This is a genomic window from Streptomyces djakartensis (assembly GCF_014651075.1).
Classification (GTDB): domain Bacteria; phylum Actinomycetota; class Actinomycetes; order Streptomycetales; family Streptomycetaceae; genus Streptomyces; species Streptomyces djakartensis.
In genome coordinates, this window is the sequence record NZ_BMWE01000003.1 from 407931 (window position 1) to 430343 (window position 22413).

Sequence of the window (22413 nt, forward strand, 5' to 3'; positions counted from 1 at the left end):
ACCGTCGCTGGGAGCCAGGCTCAGGCCGGCGCGGCGCCGAGGGAAGGTTCCGGCCGGTCGGGGAGGTGTGACCCGGGTGGGGCCCGGGCGCTCAGTAGACAACGGCTTTCGGTCGATCCGCAGCCAGCGGGTCCCAGGTCGGCCCGAAGGGCGCCGGGCCCCCATCCGCCGTACGCGCGCGGCCAAAGGCGCATTCCTACCCGCTTCTCGCGGACTCGACACCGCCATTCGTACGTCCAGTCATGTCATCGCAGGCCGGGCGCACTATGGTGGACCCCTGCGTACGGACATGAAGGGGCATCAGTGAACGACGGCGACGGAACCCTCGCGGCAGGAGCCCAGGGGAGGAAGTTCGGCCCGCTCGGCACGGCCTTGGTGATCATCCCGACCTACAACGAGGCGGAGAACATCAAGAGCATCGTCGGCCGGGTGCGGGGGGCCGTCCCCGAGGCACACGTGCTGGTGGCCGACGACAACAGCCCGGACGGCACGGGCAAGCTGGCCGACGAGCTGGCCGTCGACGACGACCACGTGCACGTGCTGCACCGCAAGGGCAAGGAGGGCCTGGGCGCGGCCTACCTCGCCGGCTTCCGCTGGGGCATGGAGCGCGACTACGGCGTGCTGATCGAGATGGACGCCGACGGCTCCCACCAGCCCGAGGAACTGCCCCGACTGCTCACCGCCCTCAAGAGCGCCGACCTGGTCCTCGGCTCACGCTGGGTGCCGGGCGGCCGGGTGGTGAACTGGCCGAAGTCCCGCGAGGTGATCTCCCGGGGCGGCAGCCTGTACTCCCGCCTGGCGCTCGACCTGCCGCTGCGTGACATCACCGGGGGCTACCGTGCCTTCCGCCGCGAGACCCTCGAGGGCCTCGGACTCGACGAGGTCGCCTCGCAGGGCTACTGCTTCCAGGTCGACCTCGCCCGGCGCGCGGTCAAGGCCGGCTACCACGTGGTCGAGGTGCCGATCACCTTCGTCGAGCGGGAACACGGTGACTCCAAGATGAGCCGCGACATCCTCGTGGAGGCGCTGTGGCGGGTCACCGCGTGGGGCGTCGGGGAGCGGGTCGGCAAGGTCACGGGGCGCGACAGCAGGCCGTCGAAGCCGTAACGCCGACCGGGTCACCGCCGGGCCGGCCGCGCCCAGGAACCGCTGATCACGGGCTTATCCCGTGCTGAGCCGGGGCCAGGCACACTGGAGGCATGACGACTGGCGCTCAGACTCCCACGTCCCCCGCCCGGCCCCGGCGCTCCCGGCTGCGCACCTTCCTGCCCTTGGGCGTCGCCGCGTGGTTCGTGCTGGAGATCTGGCTGCTCACGATGATCGCGGGGGCGTCGAGCGGACTGGTGGTCCTCCTCGTCCTGATCGCCGGCTTCGTCCTCGGCGCGGTCGTGATCAAGCGGGCCGGCCGGCGGGCCTTCCGCAACCTCTCCGAGGCGCTGCAACAGCAGCAGAGCGGTGTGATGCCGGCGGCGGACCGCCCGAACAGCGAGGGCAACGGCCTGATGATGCTCGGCGGTCTGCTGCTGATGATCCCCGGCGTGGTGTCGGACGCGGTGGGCCTGCTCCTGCTGCTGCCCCCGGTCCAGAAGGCCGTGAGCCGTTCAGCGGAACGCACCTTCGAGCGCAGGCTCCGGGAGGCCGGTCCGGGCAGTCTGGGCGGCGCCTTCCAGCAGGCCCGGATGCGCCGCCCCGACGGCAAGGTCGTCCAGGGCGAGGTGATCAGGGACGAGCCGGGCGACGCCCCGCAGGGACCGCGCCCGCCGCTGGCGCACTGAGTTCTTCCCCTGGCAGGTCTGGCAGGCCTGGCAGGACGCAGAAGACCGCGGGCGCCGTACTTCACGTACGGCGCCCGCGGTCACTGACGCGCTGTAATCTCGGCCAGACCCCGGAGGGGACTTACGCCGACTTGCGGCTGTCTCGCGGATGAACCGCGATGTTCATCGCACCGGAACGCAGAACCGCCAGGCGCTCCTCGAGGACCTCTTCGAGTTCCTCACGGGTGCGCCGCTCCATCAGCATGTCCCAATGCGTACGCGCGGGCTTGGCCTTCTTTTCTTCCGGGCCGTCGCCGTCCACGAGGAGTGCTTGGGCTCCGCAGACCTTGCACTCCCACTCCGGCGGGATCTCCGCCTCGACCGAGAAGGGCATCTCGAAGCGGTGCCCCTTCTCGCATGCGTACTCCACGGCCTGGCGCGGGGCCAGGTCGATGCCGCGGTCCGTCTCGTAGCTGGTCACCACGAGGCGCGTGCCGCGAAGAGCTCGCTCACTCATGAATCGTGCCTCCCGGGCTTGTCGCCCACAGGACAGGTGTCGCTGTCGTCGTCATCCGGTCAACGTCCGGTCGGCGGTAAAGATTCCCGTTCCGGGTCCCGTTCCGGGTCATGCGTCGCCGTCGTAGCCGCCCTTGTTGTACCCACCAGCGCCCGGTTTGTCACATCTAATAGCAGATGTGACCTAGCGTTTCGGCATCTTTGACGCGCAGTAACGGTCCGCCTGGCAGGCCAAACGCGTACACTACAGCCCTTTCGCTTCCAGTGCTAAATCCGGTCAGGAACCGGATTCCCCGATTCGGCGATCGCACGCCGCACCGGAACCCTCGCGAGCAGAACGAACCCGATGACGAAGAACGCCACCAGCGAGATGATCGCGTCCCGGTAGCTCCCGGTCAGCTGGTAGATGACACCGAACAGCAGCGGGCCCAGCCAGCTCATCCCGCGGTCGCTGATCTCGTAGGCCGAGAAGTACTCGGCCTCCTTTCCGGGCGGCACGAGATGGGAGAACAGGGACCGGGAGAGCGCCTGGCTGCCGCCGAGGACCAGACCGATCCCGGCGGCCAGTGCGAAGAACCACACCGGAGCCCCGGCCGGCAGGAAGTAGCCGGCCGCCAGTGTCAGCGTCCACGCGAGCAGCGAACCGAGGATCGTGCGCTTGGCCCCGTAGGCCCGGGCCAGCCGGCCCATCGTCAGCGCACCCGCGACCGCCAGCACCTGCACCAGCAGGACGGCGCCGATGAGGGTGGACTGCCCGAGGCCGAGCTCCTTGGAGCCGTAGACCGAGGCCTGGCTGATCACCGTCTGGATGCCGTCGTTGTAGACGAGGTAGGCCAGCAGGAAGGCCAGGGTCAGCGGGTGGCGGCGCATGTCGCGGACGGTCGCCGCGAGCTGCCGGAAGCCCGGCAGGGCGGCCCCCGGCGCGGCCGGCCCGCGATCGCGCAGCCGCCGCAGCGGGATGAGGGCGAACGCGCCCCACCACAGGCCCGCCGAGGCCAGGCAGATGCGGACCGCCGTGCTCTCCGAGACGCCGAAGCCGTCGTGCCCGGTGTAGAGGACGAGGTCGGCGACCAGGACCAGCGAGCCCGCCGCGTAGCCGAAGGCCCAGCCGCGGGAGGAGACCGCGTCCCGCTGCTCGGGCGGCGCGATCTGCGGCAGGTACGAGTTGTAGAGCATCATCGCCACGGACTGCGCCGCGTTCGCGACCACCAGGAGCAGCCCGCCGAGCAGATAACGGCCGCCGTCCAGGAAGAACATGGCCGTGGTGGCCGTCGCCCCCAGGTACGCGGCGGCGGCGAGCAGCGGCTTCTTGCGGCCGGTGCGGTCGGCGGCGGCCCCGACGATGGGCATCGTCAGCACCGCCACGATCACCGACAGGGACACCGAATAGGCGAAGTAGGAACCGGCCCGGACCGGGATGCCGAGAGGGTGGACGTACCCGTCGGCGTCGGCGGCGGACTCGGCGACCGAGGTCAGATAGGGGCCCAGGAACACGGTGAGCACGCTCGTCGAGTAGACGGAACACGCCCAGTCGTAGAAGTACCAGCCCCGCTGCTCGCGTCTGAGCTCCCCGGCCCCGTCGGCCGGCGGTGTCCGCACGGTGTCGGTGCCCACCCGCGCCCTCGCTTCCCCGTGAACACGCGCAGGCGAGCGACCCGGGGCCCTCAGAGGTCCTCGCACTCCTCAGGCCCAGACGCCCCGGTCCTCCATGACCTTGCGCAACGTGTCGATGTGATCGGTCATGATGCCATCCACGCCCAGGTCCAGGAGCCGGTGCATGCGCTCGGGGTCGTTGACGGTCCACACGTGCACCTGGAGCCCGCACGCGTGGGCGGCGTGGAGGAAGCGGCGGTCCACGACCTGGATGCCGGACTGGATCTCCGGGACCTGCGCGGCGACCGCCGAGCGGCGCACCGCCGCCGGCAGCCCCCAGGAGCGCAGCCGCAGGTTGAGCACGCCCCGGGTGCCGTACGACGTGGCCAGGCGCGGGCCCGCCAGCCGCTGGGCGCGCACCACACGCGCCTCTGAGAAGGAACCGAGGCAGATCCGGTCCCAGGAGCCCGTCCGCCCGACCAGGTCCAGGAAGGGCAGCAGGGCCGCCTCCGCCTTGACGTCGACGTTCCAGCGCACCTGGGGGAAGCTCTCCAGGAGCTCCTCGAAGAGCGGTACCGGTTCCGCGCCCGCCACCCGCGCCCGCCGTACCTCCTGCCACGGCAGGTCGGCGATCCGGCCCGCCCCGTCCGTCACCCGGTCCAGGGTCGCGTCGTGGAAGGCGACGAGCCTGCCGTCCCGCGTGGCGTGCACATCGGTCTCGATGAACCGGTATCCCGCCTCGACGGCGCACCGGAACTGCCGCACGGTGTTCTCCAGGCCGTCCGCGGCCCCGCCCCGGTGGGCGAAGGGGATCGGGCCGGGATGGTCGAGGTAGGGGTGGCGTATCCGCGAGCTCACGCTCGCAGTATCGCTCCTCGTGGTTGACCGGTGGCAACGACCGCGCTGCCGCCGGATGCCGAGGGAATGGCGGACACCCGCAGGAAGAGCTGGGCGAGCGGGCCGATCGACACCGCGTAGAGCAGCGTGCCGACGCCGACGGTGCCGCCCAGGGCGAAGCCGGTCGCCACGACCGTGAGCTCGATGCCCGTGCGCACCAGGCGGACCGAGACGCCGGTGAGCCGGTGCAGGCCCGTCATCAGACCGTCGCGCGGTCCCGGGCCGAAGCGCGCCGCGATGTACAGGCCGGTCGCGGCCCCGTTGAGGACGATTCCCCCCACCGTCAGCGCCCCGCGCACCGCCAGGCCGTGCGCATCGGGCACCAGGGCCAGTGTGGCGTCCATCGCCATGCCGATGACCAGCACGTTGGAGACCGTGCCCAGACCCGGCCGCTGTCGCAGCGGGATCCAGGCGAGCAGCACCATGGCACCCACGATGGTCAGGACCACGCCGATGGACATGCCCGTCCGCTCGGCGATGCCCTGATGCAGCACGTTCCACGGCTCCAGGCCGAGCCCCGACCGGACGAGCAGTGCCGAACTCGCGCCGTACAGCGCGAGACCGGCGTACAGCTGGGTCAGTCGCCGACCGAGACGGCGCTGCGTGGACATGAGGTGCCCCCCTGTGGTGGTAGTGGACTGACGCATGACACCCTGTGGCTTGTACGGACGAGCCATCCATGGCCAATCCGGGGAAGGTGGACTGATTTCATGGCGCAGTGGACCTCTGCCGTCGGTGCGGCGCAGCTCGCCCGGCTGCTCAGCTCCCAGCAGGACCGCCCGGCGGGGCCCGGCGCCCGCCGCCCGCCGGCCTACCGTGCGCTCGCCGACGGCATCCGCCTGCTGGTGCTCGAAGGACGCGTCCCGGTGGCCGCCCGGCTGCCGGCCGAGCGCGAACTGGCCCTGTCCCTGTCCGTGAGCCGTACCACGGTCGCCGCCGCGTACGAGGCGCTGCGCACCGAGGGGTTCCTGGAGTCCCGGCGGGGCGCGGGCAGCTGGACCGCGGTGCCGGCCGGGAACCCACTGCCCGCGCGCGGCCTCGAACCGCTGCCGCCCGAGGCCCTGGGGTCGATGATCGACCTGGGCTGCGCGGCGCTTGGGGCCCCCGAGCCGTGGCTGACCCGGGCCGTGCAGGGCGCGCTGGAGGAACTGCCGCCGTACGCGCACACGCACGGCGACTATCCCGCCGGGCTGCCCGCGCTGCGGTCGATGATCGCCGAGCGGTACACCGCTCGCGGGATTCCGACCATGCCCGAGCAGATCATGGTCACCACCGGGGCGATGGGCGCGATCGACGCGATCTGCCATCTGTTCGCCGGGCGGGGCGAGCGCGTCGCCGTCGAGTCACCCTCGTACGCCAACATCCTCCAGCTGATGCGCGAGGCCGGAGCCCGGCTGGTGCCCGTCGCGATGGCCGAGGGGCTCGCCGGATGGGACATGGACCGCTGGCGGCAGGTCCTGCGGGACGCCGCGCCGAGGCTCGCTTACGTCGTCGCCGACTTCCACAACCCGACCGGGGCGCTCGCCGACGAGGACCAGCGACGGCGTCTGGTGGACGCGGCGCGCTCCGCCGGGACCGTGCTGATCGCCGACGAGACGATGAGCGAACTGTGGCTGGATCCGGATGTGCGGATGCCGCGGCAGGTGTGCGCGTTCGACCCGGCCGGTTCGACCGTCATCACGGTCGGCTCGGCGAGCAAGGCCTTCTGGGCCGGGATGCGCATCGGGTGGGTACGGGCCGCGCCGGACGTGGTCCGCAGCCTGGTCGCCGCACGGGCCTACGCGGATCTCGGCACGCCGGTGCTGGAGCAGCTGGCCGTGAACTGGCTGTTCGGCACGGGTGGCTGGGAACGGGCGGTGCAGGCGCGGCGGGAGCAGGCGCGGCAGAACCGGGACGAGCTCGTGGCGGCGGTGCGCAGGGAGCTTCCCCGGTGGGAGTTCGAGGTGCCGCGGGGCGGGCTGACGCTGTGGGTGCGGACCGGGGGCCTCTCCGGGTCCCGGCTCGCGGAGGCCGGGGAGCGGGTCGGGGTCCGGGTGCCGTCCGGGCCGCGCTTCGGAGTGGACGGGGCGTTCGAGGGATACGTGCGGTTGCCGTTCACCGTGGGGGGTGTGGTGGCCGAGGAGGCGGCTGTGCGGCTGGCCGCGGCGGCGGGGCTTGTGGAGTCCGGTGGGGTCGGCGGTACGGAGGCGCCGCGTACGTTCGTCGCCTAGGGCCTGTTGTGAAAGTGACAGGCTGGTCACTCTCACAACAGGCCCCAGCCCTCGGGGCCGGCGCTCGCCGACCGGCTCAAGGCGTCTGGGTGGGCTTGGTCAGCGCCGGTACGGGCTCGGGCTCCGCCGGCTCCGGCTCCTGATCCGCCGGCTCGGGGCCGCCTTCCGCCGGTTCCGGCACCGTCGCTTCGTCCGCCGGCGCCGTGCGGGGCGGGAGGAGGTCCAGCACCGCCTGGCGGTGGGCGTCCGTGGTCGCGTCGTCGTAGGGGTGAGGGGTGGCGGGGACCTGGAGACGGTGGACCGGGCCGGTGCCCAGGCGGGCGTAGCCGCGACCGGGCGGGACCTCGTCGACGGGGGTGGTGTGCGGGGGTGCGCCCAGGACGGACTCGAGCAGCCCGGCCGTCGCCGGACCGAGGACGACGCGGGCGCGCGTGTGGTGCAGCACCGGTTCGCTGAGGGTCTCCATGCTGTCCAGCTGGTCGGCCACCACCACCGTCACGTTCGCCAGGCGGCCGTGCCGCAGGGGGACCTGGAGAAGGGACTGGGGGTCCTTGCGGTCGTCCGCGGCGGCCAGGTGGGTGAACGCCGACGGGCGGTCCAGCAGGATCCAGAGCGGGCGCCTGGTGTCGTCGGGCGGCGGGTGCCCCGCCTGGTGGGCGCGGTTGATGGCGATCAGGCGGCGCTCGGTCTCGTGCGCGGCCCACTCCAGGCTCGCCAGTACCCCTGCGAGCCCGCACTCGACGGCCAGGACGCCGTCCCGTCCGGTCAGGCAGGCGTACTCGCCGGTGCCGCCACCGTCGGCGATCACCACGTCGCCGTGCCGGAGCGCCTGCAGGGCGACGGACCGCAGCAGCGTGGACGTGCCGCTGCCGGGCCGGCCGAGGGCGAGCAGGTGGGGCTCGGTGGAGCGCGGGCCCGTGCGCCAGAGGACCGGATGAACGTCCCGTCGCTGTTCTCCGCAGACCACGGGCAGCGTGCGCCGGACCCGGGTCCGGTCGGTGAAGCCGAGGACGATCTCGCCGGGAGCCGTGACGAAGCGCTGGGCGGCGATGTCGGCGGCGAGCGGCATGAGCACACGGACCGTCAACTGGTTGTCCTCCTCGTCCCACGTGAAGTGGTACTCGCGGCCACGGCCCGACTTGGCGGCGAGGAGGTGTTCGATCCGGGCCCGGGCGTCGGCCTCGCCGTCGGCGAAGTACGGCGGGTAGCGCACCACCAGGTGCGAGATCCGGGCGCCGCCGTCGAACGCGTAGGTGGGAAAGGCCTTGTCCCACGCGCCGCCGTGCGCGTACAGCGGATCGGGGTCCTCGGCGGTGGAGAAGTAGGGCACGAGCGCCTCGTAGAGCGACGTCAGGCGCTGGGACTGCGACTCGTCGGGCCCGTCGGGTGCCGTCGCGGCGCGGTCCCTGCCCTGCCAGGCCGCCGAAGCGGTCAGCGTGATGGCCGCGAGCAGGGGTCCGTACGGCACCAGCGCCACGACCAGGATCACGGAGGCCGCCAGGAACAGCAGCGCCCCCCGCCTCTCCTTCGGGGTCTGCGCCCATCTGCGCCGCCCGGCCGCCGCCAGCCGGCGCAGACCCCGCGTGATCGTGATCAGCGGATGGAGCACATCCGTGGCGCTGTCGGCGGCCGTCCGGGCCAGCTCCCGGCTCCGGGCGAACTGCGCGCCGCCGTTGCTCAGAATGCGGGGGAGGGGGCGCCGGGTCACTGCTGCCTCCACTGGGTACCTACGGTCGGGACGCGTACGAGGCTCGGGGCCGTCAGAACTTGATTCCGCCCAGGAGGCTCGCCAGGCTCTCGCCACCCGCCTTGATGCTCGGCGCGATGGCCGTGCTGGCCAGATAGAAGCCGAAGAGCATCGTCACCACGGCGTGCGACGCCTTCAGGCCGTCCTTGCGGAAGAAGATGAAGACGACGATGCCGAGCAGGACCACGCCTGAGATGGACAGAATCATGTGGGTTCTCCTGGTTCGCGGGGACAGTCACCATGAGTACTTCCAGGCTCACAGGATGTATCCATACGATAAAAGGTGCAACTGGGTATGAATCCGACCATTCAGGTTGGTCGGTGATCCGTGGTGATCTTTACCTCGGGCACATCGGGTCATGTACGGCGCGAGCCAGTACCCTGGCGATTCACTCGTACGGCTGCCCCACTCGCAGGCGTACGCGCCTGACGTGACGTGCAGTGGAGAGGCGGTCCGGCCGATGACCGAAGTCCCCGACCCCGAGGTCGTGGAGCTGGCGACCAAGATCTTCGATCTGGCCCGGCGGGGGGAGACCGAGGCGCTCGTGGCGTACGTCGACGCGGGTGTTCCGGCCGATCTCACCAACGACCGCGGCGACTCGCTCGTGATGCTCGCCGCCTACCACGGCCACTCCGGCGCGGTGCGGGCCCTGCTCGCCCGCGGCGCCGAGGCCGACCGGGTGAACGACCGGGGCCAGACCCCGCTCGCCGGAGCGGCCTTCAAGGGTGAGACCGAAGTGGTCAGAGCCCTCCTCGAGGGCGGCGCCGACCCGTCCGCCGGCACTCCCTCGGCCGTCGACACGGCCCGGATGTTCGGCCGGACGGAACTGCTGGAACTGTTCGGCGAGCACTGAACAGGCCAGTCTGACCTGAAACGACGACGAAAACGGGGGAGGCGGTACAAGGCCGCCGAAATTTCGGTCGCGGCAGACGGAAGTGCCGGGTCATCATGACGACGTGGTTCACGGACGTGATGGCTGGGCAGGTAGTGCCGCACCGCGCGGACCGTGACGCGGTCCGCAAGGGCCACCGACGAGAGGCAGAGGAAGATGGTCTACAGCAAGCAGGAAACGGCGGGCGCCCCGACGTGTTGTCACGCGGCCAGGTAGTTACACGTCCCCGGTCGCGTCGACGCTTGATGTGAGGCTGTTTCCCATGTTCGATCCGGTCATAGCGCCCAGCGGCACGCTGCTCGGCCTGCTCCAGCGGGGCCGCGGCGACGGCACGCTGCACGCGCTCACCGCCCCGCGCTCCGAGGCGCTCGCGGCGTTGAACCACTGCGTACTGCGCGATCCCCGCCACGACTGGCAGCTGGAGAACCGCTCCCTCTACTACGCCCGCCTCTACCTCGATCTGAACGGCGAGCTGGACGCGGTCGAATCCCATCTCTTCAGTGCCGAGGACGTCCTCGGCACCGACGAGTCACGCACCGGGCTCGCGCTCGCCGTCCTCGGGCACCTCGCCTCCTACGGCAGGCGGGACGCGCTCGAACTGCTGCGCAGGTACGCCGCCCACGGCTCCAACTGGGCCTGGGCCCTCGACGAACTCGCCCTCCGGGACGACGACGCCGGCCTGCGTGCCCTCGCCGCACCCGTCCTCGCGCGGTTCCCGGCCGATCCCGAGGGAGACGCCGAACTGGCCGCCGCCGTCCGGGACGCCTTCGAGCCCCGGCCGTGGCGGCTGTGGGCCGAGGACCCGCGCGAATCCGTCGCCACCCGCGTGCGGGCCGCCCACGAGGCGGGCTGCTTCGACCGCTGGCAGCGGCAGATGCGGCCGCCCGGGCCTCGCCCCGGGTGGAGCGTGAGCGCCGTCTTCGAGTGGGCCCAGCAGGGCCTGGAACGGGGGGCGGCCCTCCATGTCCCGGCCGCCCGCTGCCTCACGGCCGTGGCGGGGCCCGAGGACCGGGCCGAGATCGTGCAGGCGGCGAAGGACGGCACCGAGGGAGCCCGGTGTACGGCTCTGCGCTACCTGGCCGACGGCGGCGATCCCGACGCCCTCGACCTGATCGAGGGCGCCGTGGCCACCGGCTCGACGGTCGTCGTGGAGGCCGCCGTCGACGCCTTCGAGCGGATGCGGAGCCTTGCCGCCGTGGACCGGGCGCGGGGCTGGGCACACCGGCCCGACGAGCTCGGTGCCGCCGCCGGACGCGTCCTGGCCTGCCGGGGCGGAACGCACGACCGGGACCTGGTCCTCGCGGCTCTGCGGGAGGCGGTGCGCGGCGAGGGCCCCGACGCACAGACGCTGTGGACCCTGGTCGACGGCGCCGGACGGCTCGGCATCGCCTGTGCCGCACCCGTGCTCCGGCACATCTACCGCGAGACCGCCTCCTCCCACCTGCGCGGCCGGGCCGCTCGCGCCCTCGCCGCCACCGACCCCTCCTTCGCCACCGGCTTCGCCGTCGAGTGCCTGTGGGACTGCGAGGAGTCCACCCGAGAGGTCGCCGCCCGGCATGCCGAGACCGGTGACGCCCGGGTCGTCGAGCGGCTGCGCCGGCTCGCCGCCGACCCGGCCGAGGAGGCCGAGGTCCAGACGGCCGTACGCAGCCGGATCGGTCCGGAGGAGACCGCTGTGTGACCCCCTCCGCAGCAGATCGGCGGGGCAGCGTCAGGCCGCCCGGGTGAACGTGGGATGACTCGCGGGTCAGGAGGGCATGGACACCGCCTGACCTGCGCGGGTGCACCTCAGAACGCTCATGGGACGTTCCCCGCCCGGAAAGATCGACGTTGACGCGGCCACGTCCGGTACGGCGACAACACCGGTATGCGTGTCGTCATCGTGACCGAATCCTTTCCCCCCGATGTGAACGGCGTCGCCCACTGCGCGCTCCAGACCGCCCGGCACCTCGTCGATCGCGGTCACGCCCCCGTCGTCGTCGCCCCGGCCCCGGCGCCCGGGAACAAGCCCGACGCCGATGTGCCGTGCCCCGTCGTCCACGTCCCCTCCCTCCCGCTCCCCGGCTACCCCCAGGTCCGTGTCGCCCTCCCCAGCCGCCGCCTGACCGCCACCCTCGTCGAGCACCGTGCCGACGTCGTCCACCTCGCCAGTCCCTTCGTCCTCGGTGTGCGCGGCATGGCCGCCGCCGCCCGCCTCGGCGTTCCGGCCGTCGCCGTCTACCAGACCGACCTGGCCGGATACGCCCGCACGTACATGGGCGCCGGAGAAGCCGCCGCCTGGCGACGCATCCGCTCGGTCCACGGTGCCGCCGACCTCACCCTCGCCCCGTCCACCGCGGCCCTGCGCGACCTGGAGACACACGGGGTGCCCCGGGTCGCGCTGTGGCCGCGCGGCGTGGACGCCGAACGGTTCCGGCCCGACCGCCGCGACGAGGCCCTGCGGCGGGAACTCGCCCCGAACGGCGAGCTGATCGTCGGCTACGTCGGCCGGCTCGCCCCCGAGAAGCAGGTCGAACTCCTCGCCGGTGCGTGCGCTCTGGAGGGCGTCCGGGTCGTGGTCGTCGGCGACGGCCCGAGCCGGCCCGGCCTGGAGCAGGCGCTGCCCGGGGCGGTCTTCCTGGGCCGCCGTACCGGTGACGACCTGGCCCGGGTCTTCGCCTCGCTGGACGTCTTCGCGCACACCGGCCCCTTCGAGACCTTCTGCCAGACGGTGCAGGAGGCCATGGCCAGTGGCCTGCCTGTGGTGGCGCCCGCCGCGGGGGGACCGCTGGACCTGATCACCCACGGACACACCGGGCTGCTCGTGCCGCCGCGCGACGCCACCGCCGTGACGGACGCGGTGCGGGCCCTGGCCGCCGACCCCGCGCTGCGGGCCGCCTTCGGCGCCGCCGGGCGGGCCGCGGTGCGGGGCCGCACCTGGGCGGCCGTCGGGGACCGGCTGATAGGGCACTACGCGAACGTGCTCGCCGGGCGCCGGACGGCGGTGGCGGCATGAACACGGGCAACCAGAGCAACCGGTCGCTGCGGATCGTCCGGCTGGCCAACTTCGTCGCGCCCGCCTCCGGCGGTCTGCGCACGGCACTGCGCGAACTCGGCAAGGGCTACAAGGCGGCGGGGCACGAACCCGTTCTCGTGATCCCGGGCGAGCGTTTCGCAGACCGCGAGACCGAACAGGGGCGGGTGATCACCCTCCCCGGGCCGCTGCTGCCCGGCACCGGCGGCTACCGCGTCCTCGCCGACCGGCGGCGGGTGAGCCGGCTCTTGGAGGAGCTCGCCCCGGACCGGCTCGAGGTGTCCGACCGTACGACCCTGAGGTGGACCGGCAAGTGGGCCCGTCGGGCGCGCGTCCCGGCCGTGATGGTGTCCCACGAGACCGCCGACGGCGTACTGCGCACCTGGGGCCTGCCCGACGGGGCCGCCCGGCGTGCCGCCGACGCCCTCAACGTCCGTACGGCCCACACGTACGCGCGCGTGGTGTGCACCACCGAGTTCGCCGAGCGGGAGTTCGTGCGGATCGGAGCCCGCAACGTCGTCCGGGCCCCGCTGGGCGTCGACCTGGTGCGGCGGCACCCCGCCCTGCGCGACCCGGAGGTACGCGCGCGCCACGCCCGTGGGGACGAGACGCTGCTGGTGATGTGCTCGCGGCTGTCCGTGGAGAAGCGGCCCGGCACGGCGCTCGACGCCCTGGAGGTGCTGCGCCGGCGCGGACGGCGGGCGGTGCTGGTGGTGGCCGGGGACGGCCCCCTGCGCGCCCGGCTGGAACAGCGGGCCCGCGAGAGGGCGCTGCCGGTCACCTTCCTCGGCCATGTCTCCGACCGTGGACTGCTCGGCGCGCTCCAGGCGTCCGCAGACGTGGCCCTGGCGCCGGGACCCGCCGAGACCTTCGGGCTCGCCGCCCTGGAGGCCATGGCGTGCGGTACGCCCGTCGTGGCGAGCGCGTCGTCCGCGCTGCCCGAGGTGATCGGCTCGGCCGGGGCCGTCGCGGCGGACCACGGGGAGTCCTTCGCGGATGCCGTGGACCTGCTGCTGCGCCGGCCGCGGCGGTACCGCCGCGAGGCCGCACGCGGGCGTGCCGAGTGCTTCGGGTGGAACGCGGCGGTGGACGCCTTCCTCGCCGCGCACGACGCGGCCGCAGCCGTGCGCCCGTTCGTGCCCGGAGGCGCGGCATGAGACCGCGGAGCCTCGCCGGCCCCCGGGGGGTCGCGGGACCTTTGAGGTTCGTGGCCCTCGGCGACTCGCTGACCGAGGGTGTGGGCGACCCGGCCGGCGACGGGGCGTGGCGCGGCTGGGCCGCGCTGCTGGCCCGCGGCCTCGCGGAGGAACCCGTCACCGACGGGTCCGGCGGCTTCACGAACCTCGCGGTGAGCGGGGCGCAGACCCGGGAAGTGCTGGAGCGGCAGCTTCCTGTGGCGCTGGGGCTGCGGCCCGATCTCGTGTCCGTCGTCGTCGGCGTCAACGACACCCTGCGCCGCACCTTCGACATCCAGGCCGTCGCCGCCCGGCTCGACCAGGTGTACGCGGCCCTCACCGAGCAGGGCGCGGTCCTGCTCACCGCCTGCCTGCCGGACCCGGGCACGATGCTCGGGCTGCCCGGGGCGCTGGGCCGTCCGCTGGCCCGGCGGCAGCGGGCCGTGAACACGGTGGTGCACGTCCTGTCCGACCGGTACGGAGCCCTGCATCTGCACGCCTGTGAGGGCGACTGGATCACGGACCGGTCCATGTGGAGCGCGGACCGCCTGCACCCGGGGGAGCGGGGGCACCGGCAGCTGGCCCTGCGCTTCCACGCGCTGCTCGCCGAGCACGGGCTCGTGACGGGGCGCGCGCCCTCGCCCGAGCCGGAGTTCCCCGTCCCCACCAGGTCGGCGAGCCTGTGGTGGCTGGCCACGGCAGGCACCGGCTGGGTGGCTCGCCGGTGCACCGACCTGCTGCCGCAGTTGCTGACACTCGCCGCCGACGAGCTCCGGCATCGTGCCCGCGGCACCAGCGCCCGCCTCGATCTGCGGGCGTCCGCGGCGGTGTCGGCCGCCCTCGCGGCGCTGTCGGTGGCCGAGCGGCCCGACGCGGCATGACCGGTTCAGCGGCGACGTACCGCCACGAAGCGGACCGGCGTTCCGGGAACCGCCTGGGCGGCGGCCGCGAGGTCGGCCGTGTGGACCACCGCGATCACCGGGTAGCCCCCGGTGGTCGGGTGGTCGGCCAGGAACACCACCGGCCTGCCGTCGGGCGGGACCTGGACCGCGCCCAGCACCACTCCCTCGCTGGGGAGTTCCCCGGGCCGTGCCCGCTCCAGAGCGGGGCCGTCCGTGCGCAGTCCGATGCGGTTGCTCGCGGGGGACACGCGGTAGGAGCGTGACACGAAGGCCCGCAAGGCCTCCCGCGTGAACCAGTCGTCGCGCGGGCCGAGCGTCACCCGCAGGACCAGTTCGGCAGGCGGCGCCGGCTGCGGGGCGGCGTCCACCCGCGCGGGCGCGCCCGTCGGCCGGCCCAGGGGCAGCACCGTGCCGTCCGCGAGCGGCGCCGGGCCCAGACCCGACAGCAGGTCCGTGGAGCGGCTGCCGAGCACGGGCTCGACGGCGATGCCCCCGGAGATCCCGACGTAGGCGCGTACCCCCGACACCGCCGGACCGACGTCCAGCAGCGCGCCGGCGGGCACGCGCACCGGCGCCCCCCACGCGACGGGCCGTCCGTCCACCGTGACCCGGCAGGGAGCGCCCGCCACCGCCACGGTGACGGTCGAGCGAGGCCGCACGGCACAGCCGCTGAGGGTCGTCTCCAGGACGGCCGCCCCGTGCGGGTTGCCGGTCAGCCGGTTGACGAGGTCCGCGGCGGGCCTATCCAGTGCCCCGGAGCGGGGCACGCCGAGGTGGGCGTGCCCGGGGCGGCCGAGGTCCTGCACGGTGGTCAGGGCACCGGCCCGTACGACGGCGAGTGCGCGGTCCGTCATGGGCCCGCCTCGGGGACGAACCGCACGAGGGTGCCCGGCGAGAGCAGCGCGGCCGGCACGCGCGCGTGGTCCCACAGCACGGCGTCCGTCGTGCCGATCAGCTGCCAGCCGCCCGGCGACGAGCGCGGGTACACGCCGGTGTACGGGCCGGCCAGGGCCACCGAGCCGGCCGGGACGGCCGTGCGCGGGGTGGCCCGGCGCGGGACGTCGTAGCGAGGCGGCAGTCCGGTGAGGTAGCCGAAGCCGGGCGCGAAGCCGCAGAAGGCCACGCGGAACTCCGTCTCCGCGTGGATGCGGGCGACCTCCCCCTCGGGTACGCCCCAGTGCGCGGCGACGTCGGCCAGGTCCGGGCCGTCGTAGCGCACCGGGATCTCGACCGCCTCACGCGCGCGGGGCGGAGCGGGCGGCAGTTCGGCGGCGGCCAGTTCGGCGGCCAGCCGGGCGGGGGAGTCCAGGCCGTCGAGGAGGACCGTACGGGCCGCCGGGACGATCTCGCGGGCCGACAGCGACCCCTCCGCACGACGTCGCAGCAGCTCCGCGTGCAGGGCCTGGGCCTCCTCGCCCGAGGAGACCTCGACGAGCAGGGCGTCCTCGCCGACGGGCAGGACCTTCATGAGAAGGCCTCCACCCGGACCCCCGACGCCTCCAGCCGCTCCCGCACCCGCCGCGCCAGCTCCACCGCGCCGGGCGTGTCGCCGTGCAGGCACAGGGAGCGCGCCCGCACCTCGATCCGCGTGCCCGACCGGGAGACGACCTCCCCGGTCCGGGCCAGCCCCAGGGACCGCTCCACGACGGCCTCCGGGTCGGTGACCACGGCACCCTCCTGGGCGCGCGGCACCAGGGTGCCCGCGTCGGTGTACGCCCGGTCCGCGAACGCCTCGGTGACGACCGGCAGTCCGGCCTTCGCGGCAAGCTCCAGCAGGCGTGAACCGGGCAGGCCGAGCACGGGCAGCGTGGTGTCGGCGAGGAGCACGCCGTCGACCACCGCGGCGGCCTGCTCCTCGTCGTGCACGACCCGGTTGTAGAGCGCGCCGTGCGGCTTGACGTAGGCCACACCGGCGCCGGCCGCGCGCGCGAAGACCTCCAGGGCGCCGATCTGGTAGGCGACCTCGGCCGCCAGCTCGGCGGGCGGTACGTCCATCGCGCGCCGCCCGAACCCGGCCAGGTCCCGGTAGGACACCTGGGCGCCGATCCGCACACCGCGCTCCGCCGCCAGCTCGCACACCCGGCGCATGGTGGCCGCGTCCCCGGCGTGGAAGCCGCACGCCACGTTGGCGCTGGTGACGACGGACAACAGCCTTTCGTCGTCGGTGAGTCGCCAACGGCCGAAGCCCTCGCCGAGATCGGCGTTCAGGTCGATCGAAGTCACGGGTTCTCCTGTCAGGCGACGCGGTACTGCTCGTCGCGGGCGTCGGTGAGGAACATCTGCCCCGGCGCGTGCGTGAGGGCGAACGGTGGACGCGAGGCCATCACGGCCGCCTGCGGGGTCACTCCGCACGCCCAGAACACCGGGATGTCGTCCGGCTCGGTCCGCACCGGGTCTCCGAAGTCGGGGCTGCCGAGGTCGTCGATGCCGAGCCCCGAGGGGTCGCCGCAGTGCACCGGGCTGCCGTGCACCGCCGGCATCAGACCGCTCTCCCGGATGGCCGCCGCCAGGTGCCCGGGCGGCACCGGCCGCATCGACACCACCAGCGGTCCGTGCAGCCGCCCCGCCGGGCGGCACTGCCGGCCCGTCACGTACATGGGGACGTTGCGGCCCTGCTCGACGTGGCGCATCGGCACCCCGGCCTCGCCCAGCGCCCACTCGAAGGTGAAGCTGCAGCCGATCAGGAACGACACCAGGTCGTCCCGCCAGTGGGCGCGTACGTCGGTCGGCTCGTCCACCAGCTCGCCGTCCCGCCAGACCCGGTAGCGCGGCAGGTCGGTGCGCAGGTCCGCGCCCTTCGCGAGGACGGTCGTGAAGGAACCGGCGTCCGTGACGTCGAGGACCGGGCAGGGCTTGGGGTTGCGCTGGCAGAACAGCAGCATGTCGTAGGCCCAGTCGGCGGGCACCGAGATCAGGTTGACCTGGGTGTGGCCCGCCGCGACTCCGGCCGTGGGGCCGGTCAGGCCTTCGCGGAAGCGCGCCCGTGCCGTTTCCGGGCTCCACGCGTGCGCGTGCTCGTCGACGAGAACCACAGGACGGTCCCCGGTGCCGGTGCCCGCGCGGCTCACGCGAGTTCCTTCCCACGCGTCTCCGGCAGCCCGAGCAGCGCCAGCGCCGCCAGGCCGTAGCCGATCGCGCCGAAGACCAGCGCGCCGCCGACGCCCCAGCTGTCGGCCAGGAACCCGACCGTGGTCGGGAACACGGCACCCACCGCGCGTCCGGTGTTGTACGTGAAGCCCTGTCCCGTGCCGCGCACCGCCGTCGGGTAGAGCTCGCTGAGGTAGGAGCCGAAGCCGCTGAAGATCGCCGACATGCAGAAACCGAGCGGGAAACCGAGCACCAGGATCAGGGTGTTGGCGCCGCTCGGGATGTTCGCGTACGCCAGGATGCAGATCGCCGAGAGCAGGGCGAAGAGCCAGATGTTGCGCCGCCGGCCCAGCTTGTCGGTGAGGTAACCGCCGGTCAGATAGCCGATGAAGGCGCCCGATATCAGGAAGGTCAGGTAGCCGCCGGTACCCACGACCGACAGCTCGCGCTCGGACTTCAGGTACGTCGGCACCCAGGTGGCCAGGGTGTAGTAACCGCCCTGGACCCCGGTCGAGAGCAGGACCGCGAACACGGTCGTCCGCAGCAGGCCGGGCTTGAAGATCGCCGTGAAGGAGCCCTTGTCAGCGCTCTGTTCACGTGCGGCGGCGGCCTCGGGCGCGTCGTGCACACTGCGCCGGAGCCAGATCACCAGCAGCGCGGGCAGTGCCCCGGTCCAGAACATGATGCGCCAGGCCAGGTCGTCGCCGGCCACCGAGAAGACCAGCGTGTAGACGATCACGGCGAGGCCCCAGCCCACGGCCCAGGAGCTCTGGATCGCGCCGAGCGTGCGGCCCCGGTGCCTGGCACTCGCGTACTCGGCGACCAGGATGGCGCCGACCGCCCACTCACCGCCGAAACCGAGGCCCTGGAGGGCGCGGAAGACCAGCAGCGTCTCGTAGTTGGGCGCGAAGCCGCAGGCGACGGTGAAGACGGCGTATGTGATCACCGTGATCATCAGTGCCCTGACCCGGCCGATGCGGTCCGCGAGGACACCCGCGAGAGCGCCGCCGATCGCGGAGACCACCAGGGTGACCGTCGTGAAGAGGCCGGTCTGGCCGCTGTTCAGGCCGAAGTAGGCGGACAGCGCGACCATGCTCAGCGGGAGCGTGAAGTAGTCGTAGGAGTCCAGGGCATAGCCGCCGAAGGCACCGGCGAACGCGCGGCGGCCACGCGGCCCCAGGGCGCGCAACCAGGCGAATGCCCCGTCGCCGGAGCGGTGTTCCGCCGCGGTGGATCGTGTCTCGTCGGTCAGGGTCCTGGGGGGAGGGGGCGTGCTCATGGGCACCTCGCAGAGGGAGGAGAGGAGGGCGCTTCGGGGTGAGCCGTGCGAGCACCGTAGAGGATTGTTCAACGATTCCTCAATACCTCTGTTGGTTCGTTCTTGTGATCTGCGATTGAATTCCGGCATGGCAGAGCAGCTGAAGGACCTCGCCGGCGACCGGGCCCTCCTGGGGCGCACCAGCACCGCCGAACGGGTCTCCGACATCCTGAGGAGCCGGATCGCCGAGGGGTACTTCCCGCCCGGGACCCGGCTGTCGGAGGACAGCATCGGCGGCGCGCTCGGCGTCTCCCGCAACACGCTGCGCGAGGCGTTCCGGCTGCTCACCCACGAACGCCTGCTTGTCCACGAGCTGAACCGGGGAGTCTTCGTGCGGGTCCTGACCGTGGAGGACGTCGAGGACATCTACCGCACCCGGCAGCTGGTCGAGTGCGCCGTGGTCGGGAGCCTGGGGGAGCCGCCGTACGCTCTCGACGGGCTGGTCGCCGCCGTCGAGGAGGGCAGGCGGGCGGCTCGCGAGGGCGACTGGAAGGGAGTGGGGACGGCGAACATCCACTTCCACCGGGAACTGGTCGCGCTGGCCGCGAGTGAACGCACCGACGAATTGATGCGCAGCGTCTTCGCCGAACTGCGTCTCGCGTTCCACGTGGTGGACGACCCGCAGCGGCTGCATGAGCCCTATATCGCTCGAAATGTCGCAATTCTGCAGGCGCTTCAGGGTGGGGACCGCGAGCAGGCCGCGAGGCTGCTCGCCGGATACCTCGACGACTCGCTGCAGCGGGTCGTCGAGGTGTACCGCCGTCGCGTCGGGGAGGACGGCTGAGGAGCCGTACCGCGCCGTTTGGGATGTTGTCAGACCCAGGACCTAGTCTGTGCACCGTGACTTCGCCTGCATCGACGGACAGCGTTCCGCCCCAGCTCAGCGCGGGGCCGCGCCCCGCGCCGGGGCCGGCCGCCGACGAGGGCCTGGCGCGGCGCCTGCGCGCGCTCGCCTGCACCGCGCCGCTGCACGACCTCGACGCGCGCAAGGCCAACCTCGCCGGCGAGTACTCGGTGTACGGCATGGCTGAGGTCGCCCTCGCGGCCATCGACCTCGTCACCCTGAACATGGACTTCGACACGGGCGCGGACCACGACCAGATCGTCGCCCGGCTCATCCCGCGCATCGCCGCCCAGGCACCGCGGCGGCCCGCCGCCGAGCACGAGCGGGTGGCCCGCTGGGTCCTGGAGAACCTGATCAACGTCGGCAGCGTCGACCGCGGCTTCCGCGCGGTGTACGGCACCTTCGGTGCGGACGGCGCCTATGTGCGCCGTGACTACGACTTCAAGCTGATCGAGGAGGTCCCCGGCCCGGGCGGCACGGTGTACCTGCGCACGACGGACGAGGCGGTCAACGTCCTCGTCGGCGCCCTCGACACGGACGTCACCAGCGCGCAGATCGCCGCCGAGGTCAAGCTGGAGGTGCTGATCAACCGGGGCCGGCTGGCCGACGCCCAGCTCGCCGCCGAACAGGCCCGCTACCGGACCGTGCAGTACTCGGAGACCCTGCGCAGGGCCCTCGAGGCGACCCGGCGCAACGTGCGCGCGGTGGACTGGCTCAGCACCGTGCCCGACATGATCGCCGAGGCTCTGGAGCACGTCGCCGACCGCTACCGCCACGAGAACGCGATCCTCACCAACATCCGCAAGGCACGCGACGAGACCGAGGAGCCGGAGCACAAGCGCCGCGCCGCGGAGCTCGTCGACATCGTCAAGGACTGCATCCGCCGGCACACGCAGCTGCAGTCCCGGCTGCTCGAGGCCGGGCCGCTGTTCCGCGCCGAGCAGGACCGGCAGGCCTTCGCCACTCCGACGGCCACCTCGGGCATCGACCTGTACGGCCAACTCGTCGTCCCGGTCCTGCCGCTGCCGCTCGAGCAGGCCGTCCGTGTCACGGACGCCTTCTTCGGGCGCGGCACCGGTCTGCGCACGCCCGTGTCCGTCCGGGTCGGCGACCTCGTCGACATACTGCTCACGCCGCCGGTGGAGCGGGAGCACCTGGGCGCGGAGATGCCCGAGCCGGATCTCATCGCCACACCCGACGACAGCCGGTTCAGCGAGGAGCAGCTGGCGGCCGCGCAGGAGCTGCTCGACCTGCCGGCGGACGCGCCGAGACGGCTGTCCGGGCTGCTGGCCGAAGCCCGCAGGCAAGACCCCGAACTGCCGTATCTGGTGGCCCTGCTGGCGGTGCACGCCGCCAGTCCGCCGGTCGGCACGGCCTATCGCCAGGGCGAGCAGAAGCTGCTGTTCGCCGTGGACGACGGCACCGAACTCGACGACCCGGAGTTCGGCGGAGCCGACCTCATCGTCGGCACGGCACTGCTGGACGCGGCGGGGATGGCCGCGGACCGGACGGAAGCAGCATGACCGAGCACCAGTGGAACGAGGAGCCCCGACCGTGACCGAGCACGTCGAGTGGAGCGAGCCGGAGGACCCGGCTGCGACGGCCACCGCCGCCGTCACTCCGGCCGACGCCGCCGACGCGGCGCGGCTCGTGTCCTTCGGGCTGCAGCCCAAGCTTCAGCCCGCCCGCGACCAGGAGTACGCGGACCTGCTGCGGCGCTACCGGGAGGACCCGCCGTTCGCGCGGCTCGCCGACGCCGTGGCGACCGGCCTCGGCCTGATCGTGCTGGAGGTCTCCCCGCGCGCGGGCATGGCCGTGACCGCCGCCGAGGACTCGGTGTTCGCCGTCCGCATGGGTGACTACGCGCGTCGTACGTCCGCCGACGGCGGCGACCGGTTCCTGCACGGGCTCGCCCATCTCGCCGTCGCCGCCATGGCGTTCCCGCGCCCCGAGGACCTCGCCGACGACGGCTACATCGGCCGTGTCACGGTCAACGGCGTCGACGCCTTCGTACGCCAGGCCTGCCGCCGGCTGGAGGAGCGCGCCGCCGAACAGGGCGAGAACACCGACCCGGCGACCGAGGCGCCCGGGCTGGAGGCCGCCTGGCGGATCTGGGTGCGGCGCAGCTCGACCGGCGCCACCAAGGACGCCCGCCGGCTCGCCGGCTCGACCACCGGCATCGTCGCCAAGGCCCTCGCCTTCCTCACCGACTCCGGATTCCTCCAGCGCACCGGCGACGACAACGGCGGCACGTACCGCACCACCGCCCGCTACCAGCTCCAGGTCCGGGACATGGCCGGCAGCGCAGCCATGGCCGAGCTGCTGGAGCTCGGCGTCGTCCCGGTCACCGACGGCACGCCGACGCTGCTGCCCGCCGAGGAGAGCGACGACCTGGAGCTGGTCGCCGACGCCGGGCTGCCGTTCCACTCCTCCTGAACATCCCTTTCTGAAGAAGGCTTACGAG

Annotated in this window: 22 protein-coding genes; 11 read left to right on the forward strand and 11 right to left on the reverse strand. The window is 73.1% G+C overall.

Features of this window, described 5'->3' with window-relative positions:
* The first annotated feature begins 303 nt into the window (after nucleotides 1–303).
* Nucleotides 304–1107, forward strand: coding sequence for a polyprenol monophosphomannose synthase (locus IE212_RS07715; protein ID WP_190196947.1), 804 nt, complete (start codon nucleotides 304–306; stop codon nucleotides 1105–1107).
* A 92-nt stretch (nucleotides 1108–1199) separates the two neighbouring features.
* Nucleotides 1200–1775 carry an FxsA family membrane protein gene (gene fxsA, locus IE212_RS07720; RefSeq protein WP_190196948.1) on the forward strand — a complete coding sequence of 192 codons (576 nt, stop codon included), beginning with the start codon at nucleotides 1200–1202 and terminating at the stop codon, nucleotides 1773–1775.
* 121 nt (nucleotides 1776–1896) lie between these two features.
* On the opposite strand, the gene IE212_RS07725 is transcribed toward fxsA, so the two are convergent.
* From IE212_RS07725 to yczE, 4 genes are all read right to left on the reverse strand, one after another.
* Nucleotides 1897–2271, reverse strand: coding sequence for an RNA polymerase-binding protein RbpA (locus IE212_RS07725; RefSeq protein ID WP_003977404.1), 375 nt, complete (start codon nucleotides 2269–2271; stop codon nucleotides 1897–1899).
* 266 nt (nucleotides 2272–2537) lie between these two features.
* A complete protein-coding gene (locus IE212_RS07730) occupies nucleotides 2538–3884 on the reverse strand; it encodes an MFS transporter (protein WP_190196949.1) in 1347 nt (448 codons plus the stop codon).
* 69 nt (nucleotides 3885–3953) lie between these two features.
* The gene (locus tag IE212_RS07735) at nucleotides 3954–4721 is read right to left on the reverse strand and encodes a glycerophosphodiester phosphodiesterase family protein (protein WP_190196950.1); all 768 of its coding nucleotides are present in this window, start codon (nucleotides 4719–4721) and stop codon (nucleotides 3954–3956) included.
* Nucleotides 4718–5407, reverse strand: a complete 690-nt coding sequence (gene yczE / locus IE212_RS07740; protein ID WP_190196951.1) for a membrane protein YczE — start codon at nucleotides 5405–5407, stop codon at nucleotides 4718–4720. Before yczE ends, IE212_RS07735 begins: the two co-directional genes overlap by 4 nt.
* 63 nt (nucleotides 5408–5470) lie before the next feature.
* Between yczE and IE212_RS07745 the strand changes: the two genes are divergently transcribed.
* Nucleotides 5471–6970 carry an SCO1417 family PLP biosynthesis transcription factor gene (locus IE212_RS07745; protein ID WP_190196952.1) on the forward strand — a complete coding sequence of 500 codons (1500 nt, stop codon included), beginning with the start codon at nucleotides 5471–5473 and terminating at the stop codon, nucleotides 6968–6970.
* A gap of 76 nt (nucleotides 6971–7046) precedes the next feature.
* On the opposite strand, the gene IE212_RS07750 is transcribed toward IE212_RS07745, so the two are convergent.
* Both IE212_RS07750 and IE212_RS07755 read right to left on the reverse strand, forming a co-directional pair.
* A complete protein-coding gene (locus IE212_RS07750; protein ID WP_190196953.1) occupies nucleotides 7047–8678 on the reverse strand; it encodes a hypothetical protein in 1632 nt (543 codons plus the stop codon).
* A 52-nt stretch (nucleotides 8679–8730) separates the two neighbouring features.
* A complete protein-coding gene (locus IE212_RS07755; RefSeq protein ID WP_003988891.1) occupies nucleotides 8731–8925 on the reverse strand; it encodes a hypothetical protein in 195 nt (64 codons plus the stop codon).
* A 253-nt stretch (nucleotides 8926–9178) separates the two neighbouring features.
* Between IE212_RS07755 and IE212_RS07760 the strand changes: the two genes are divergently transcribed.
* The 5 genes from IE212_RS07760 to IE212_RS07780 all read left to right on the forward strand — a co-directional run bounded on the left by IE212_RS07760 (nucleotide 9179) and on the right by IE212_RS07780 (nucleotide 14679).
* Nucleotides 9179–9571 (forward strand): ankyrin repeat domain-containing protein, encoded by a 393-nt coding sequence (locus IE212_RS07760; RefSeq protein WP_190196954.1) that lies wholly within the window; start codon nucleotides 9179–9181, stop codon nucleotides 9569–9571.
* Nucleotides 9572–9872: 301 nt separating this feature from the next.
* Nucleotides 9873–11291: a HEAT repeat domain-containing protein gene (locus IE212_RS07765; RefSeq protein ID WP_190196955.1), complete on the forward strand. Its 1419-nt coding sequence runs from the start codon at nucleotides 9873–9875 to the stop codon at nucleotides 11289–11291.
* 186 nt (nucleotides 11292–11477) lie between these two features.
* Nucleotides 11478–12605, forward strand: coding sequence for a glycosyltransferase family 4 protein (locus tag IE212_RS07770; protein WP_190196956.1), 1128 nt, complete (start codon nucleotides 11478–11480; stop codon nucleotides 12603–12605).
* Nucleotides 12602–13780, forward strand: coding sequence for a glycosyltransferase (locus IE212_RS07775; protein WP_190196957.1), 1179 nt, complete (start codon nucleotides 12602–12604; stop codon nucleotides 13778–13780). Before IE212_RS07770 ends, IE212_RS07775 begins: the two co-directional genes overlap by 4 nt.
* Nucleotides 13777–14679: an SGNH/GDSL hydrolase family protein gene (locus tag IE212_RS07780; protein WP_190196958.1), complete on the forward strand. Its 903-nt coding sequence runs from the start codon at nucleotides 13777–13779 to the stop codon at nucleotides 14677–14679. The genes IE212_RS07775 and IE212_RS07780 overlap by 4 nt, the downstream gene beginning before the upstream one ends.
* Before the next feature lie 5 nt (nucleotides 14680–14684).
* Here the strand turns inward: IE212_RS07780 and IE212_RS07785 are convergent, their stop codons facing one another.
* From IE212_RS07785 to IE212_RS07805, 5 genes are read right to left on the reverse strand one after another with little or no spacing between them, the layout of a single operon-like run.
* Nucleotides 14685–15554, reverse strand: a complete 870-nt coding sequence (locus tag IE212_RS07785; protein ID WP_190196959.1) for a 5-oxoprolinase subunit C family protein — start codon at nucleotides 15552–15554, stop codon at nucleotides 14685–14687.
* On the reverse strand, nucleotides 15551–16168 hold the full coding sequence (locus IE212_RS07790; protein WP_190196960.1) for a 5-oxoprolinase subunit B family protein: 618 nt from the start codon (nucleotides 16166–16168) through the stop codon (nucleotides 15551–15553). The genes IE212_RS07785 and IE212_RS07790 overlap by 4 nt, the downstream gene beginning before the upstream one ends.
* Nucleotides 16165–16923, reverse strand: a complete 759-nt coding sequence (locus tag IE212_RS07795; RefSeq protein ID WP_190196961.1) for a LamB/YcsF family protein — start codon at nucleotides 16921–16923, stop codon at nucleotides 16165–16167. Before IE212_RS07795 ends, IE212_RS07790 begins: the two co-directional genes overlap by 4 nt.
* Before the next feature lie 11 nt (nucleotides 16924–16934).
* Complete coding sequence (locus tag IE212_RS07800; protein WP_190196962.1) at nucleotides 16935–17768, reverse strand: putative hydro-lyase; 834 nt, start codon at nucleotides 17766–17768, stop codon at nucleotides 16935–16937.
* Nucleotides 17765–19066, reverse strand: a complete 1302-nt coding sequence (locus IE212_RS07805; protein ID WP_190196963.1) for an MFS transporter — start codon at nucleotides 19064–19066, stop codon at nucleotides 17765–17767. Before IE212_RS07805 ends, IE212_RS07800 begins: the two co-directional genes overlap by 4 nt.
* A gap of 127 nt (nucleotides 19067–19193) precedes the next feature.
* On the opposite strand from IE212_RS07805, the gene IE212_RS07810 reads away from it, so the two are divergent.
* From IE212_RS07810 to IE212_RS07820, 3 genes are read left to right on the forward strand one after another with little or no spacing between them, the layout of a single operon-like run.
* A complete protein-coding gene (locus IE212_RS07810) occupies nucleotides 19194–19889 on the forward strand; it encodes a GntR family transcriptional regulator (RefSeq protein WP_190196964.1) in 696 nt (231 codons plus the stop codon).
* A gap of 56 nt (nucleotides 19890–19945) precedes the next feature.
* Nucleotides 19946–21472 (forward strand): hypothetical protein, encoded by a 1527-nt coding sequence (locus IE212_RS07815; protein WP_190196965.1) that lies wholly within the window; start codon nucleotides 19946–19948, stop codon nucleotides 21470–21472.
* A 31-nt stretch (nucleotides 21473–21503) separates the two neighbouring features.
* The gene (locus IE212_RS07820) at nucleotides 21504–22385 is read left to right on the forward strand and encodes a hypothetical protein (RefSeq protein ID WP_190196966.1); all 882 of its coding nucleotides are present in this window, start codon (nucleotides 21504–21506) and stop codon (nucleotides 22383–22385) included.
* Nucleotides 22386–22413 lie beyond the last annotated feature (28 nt).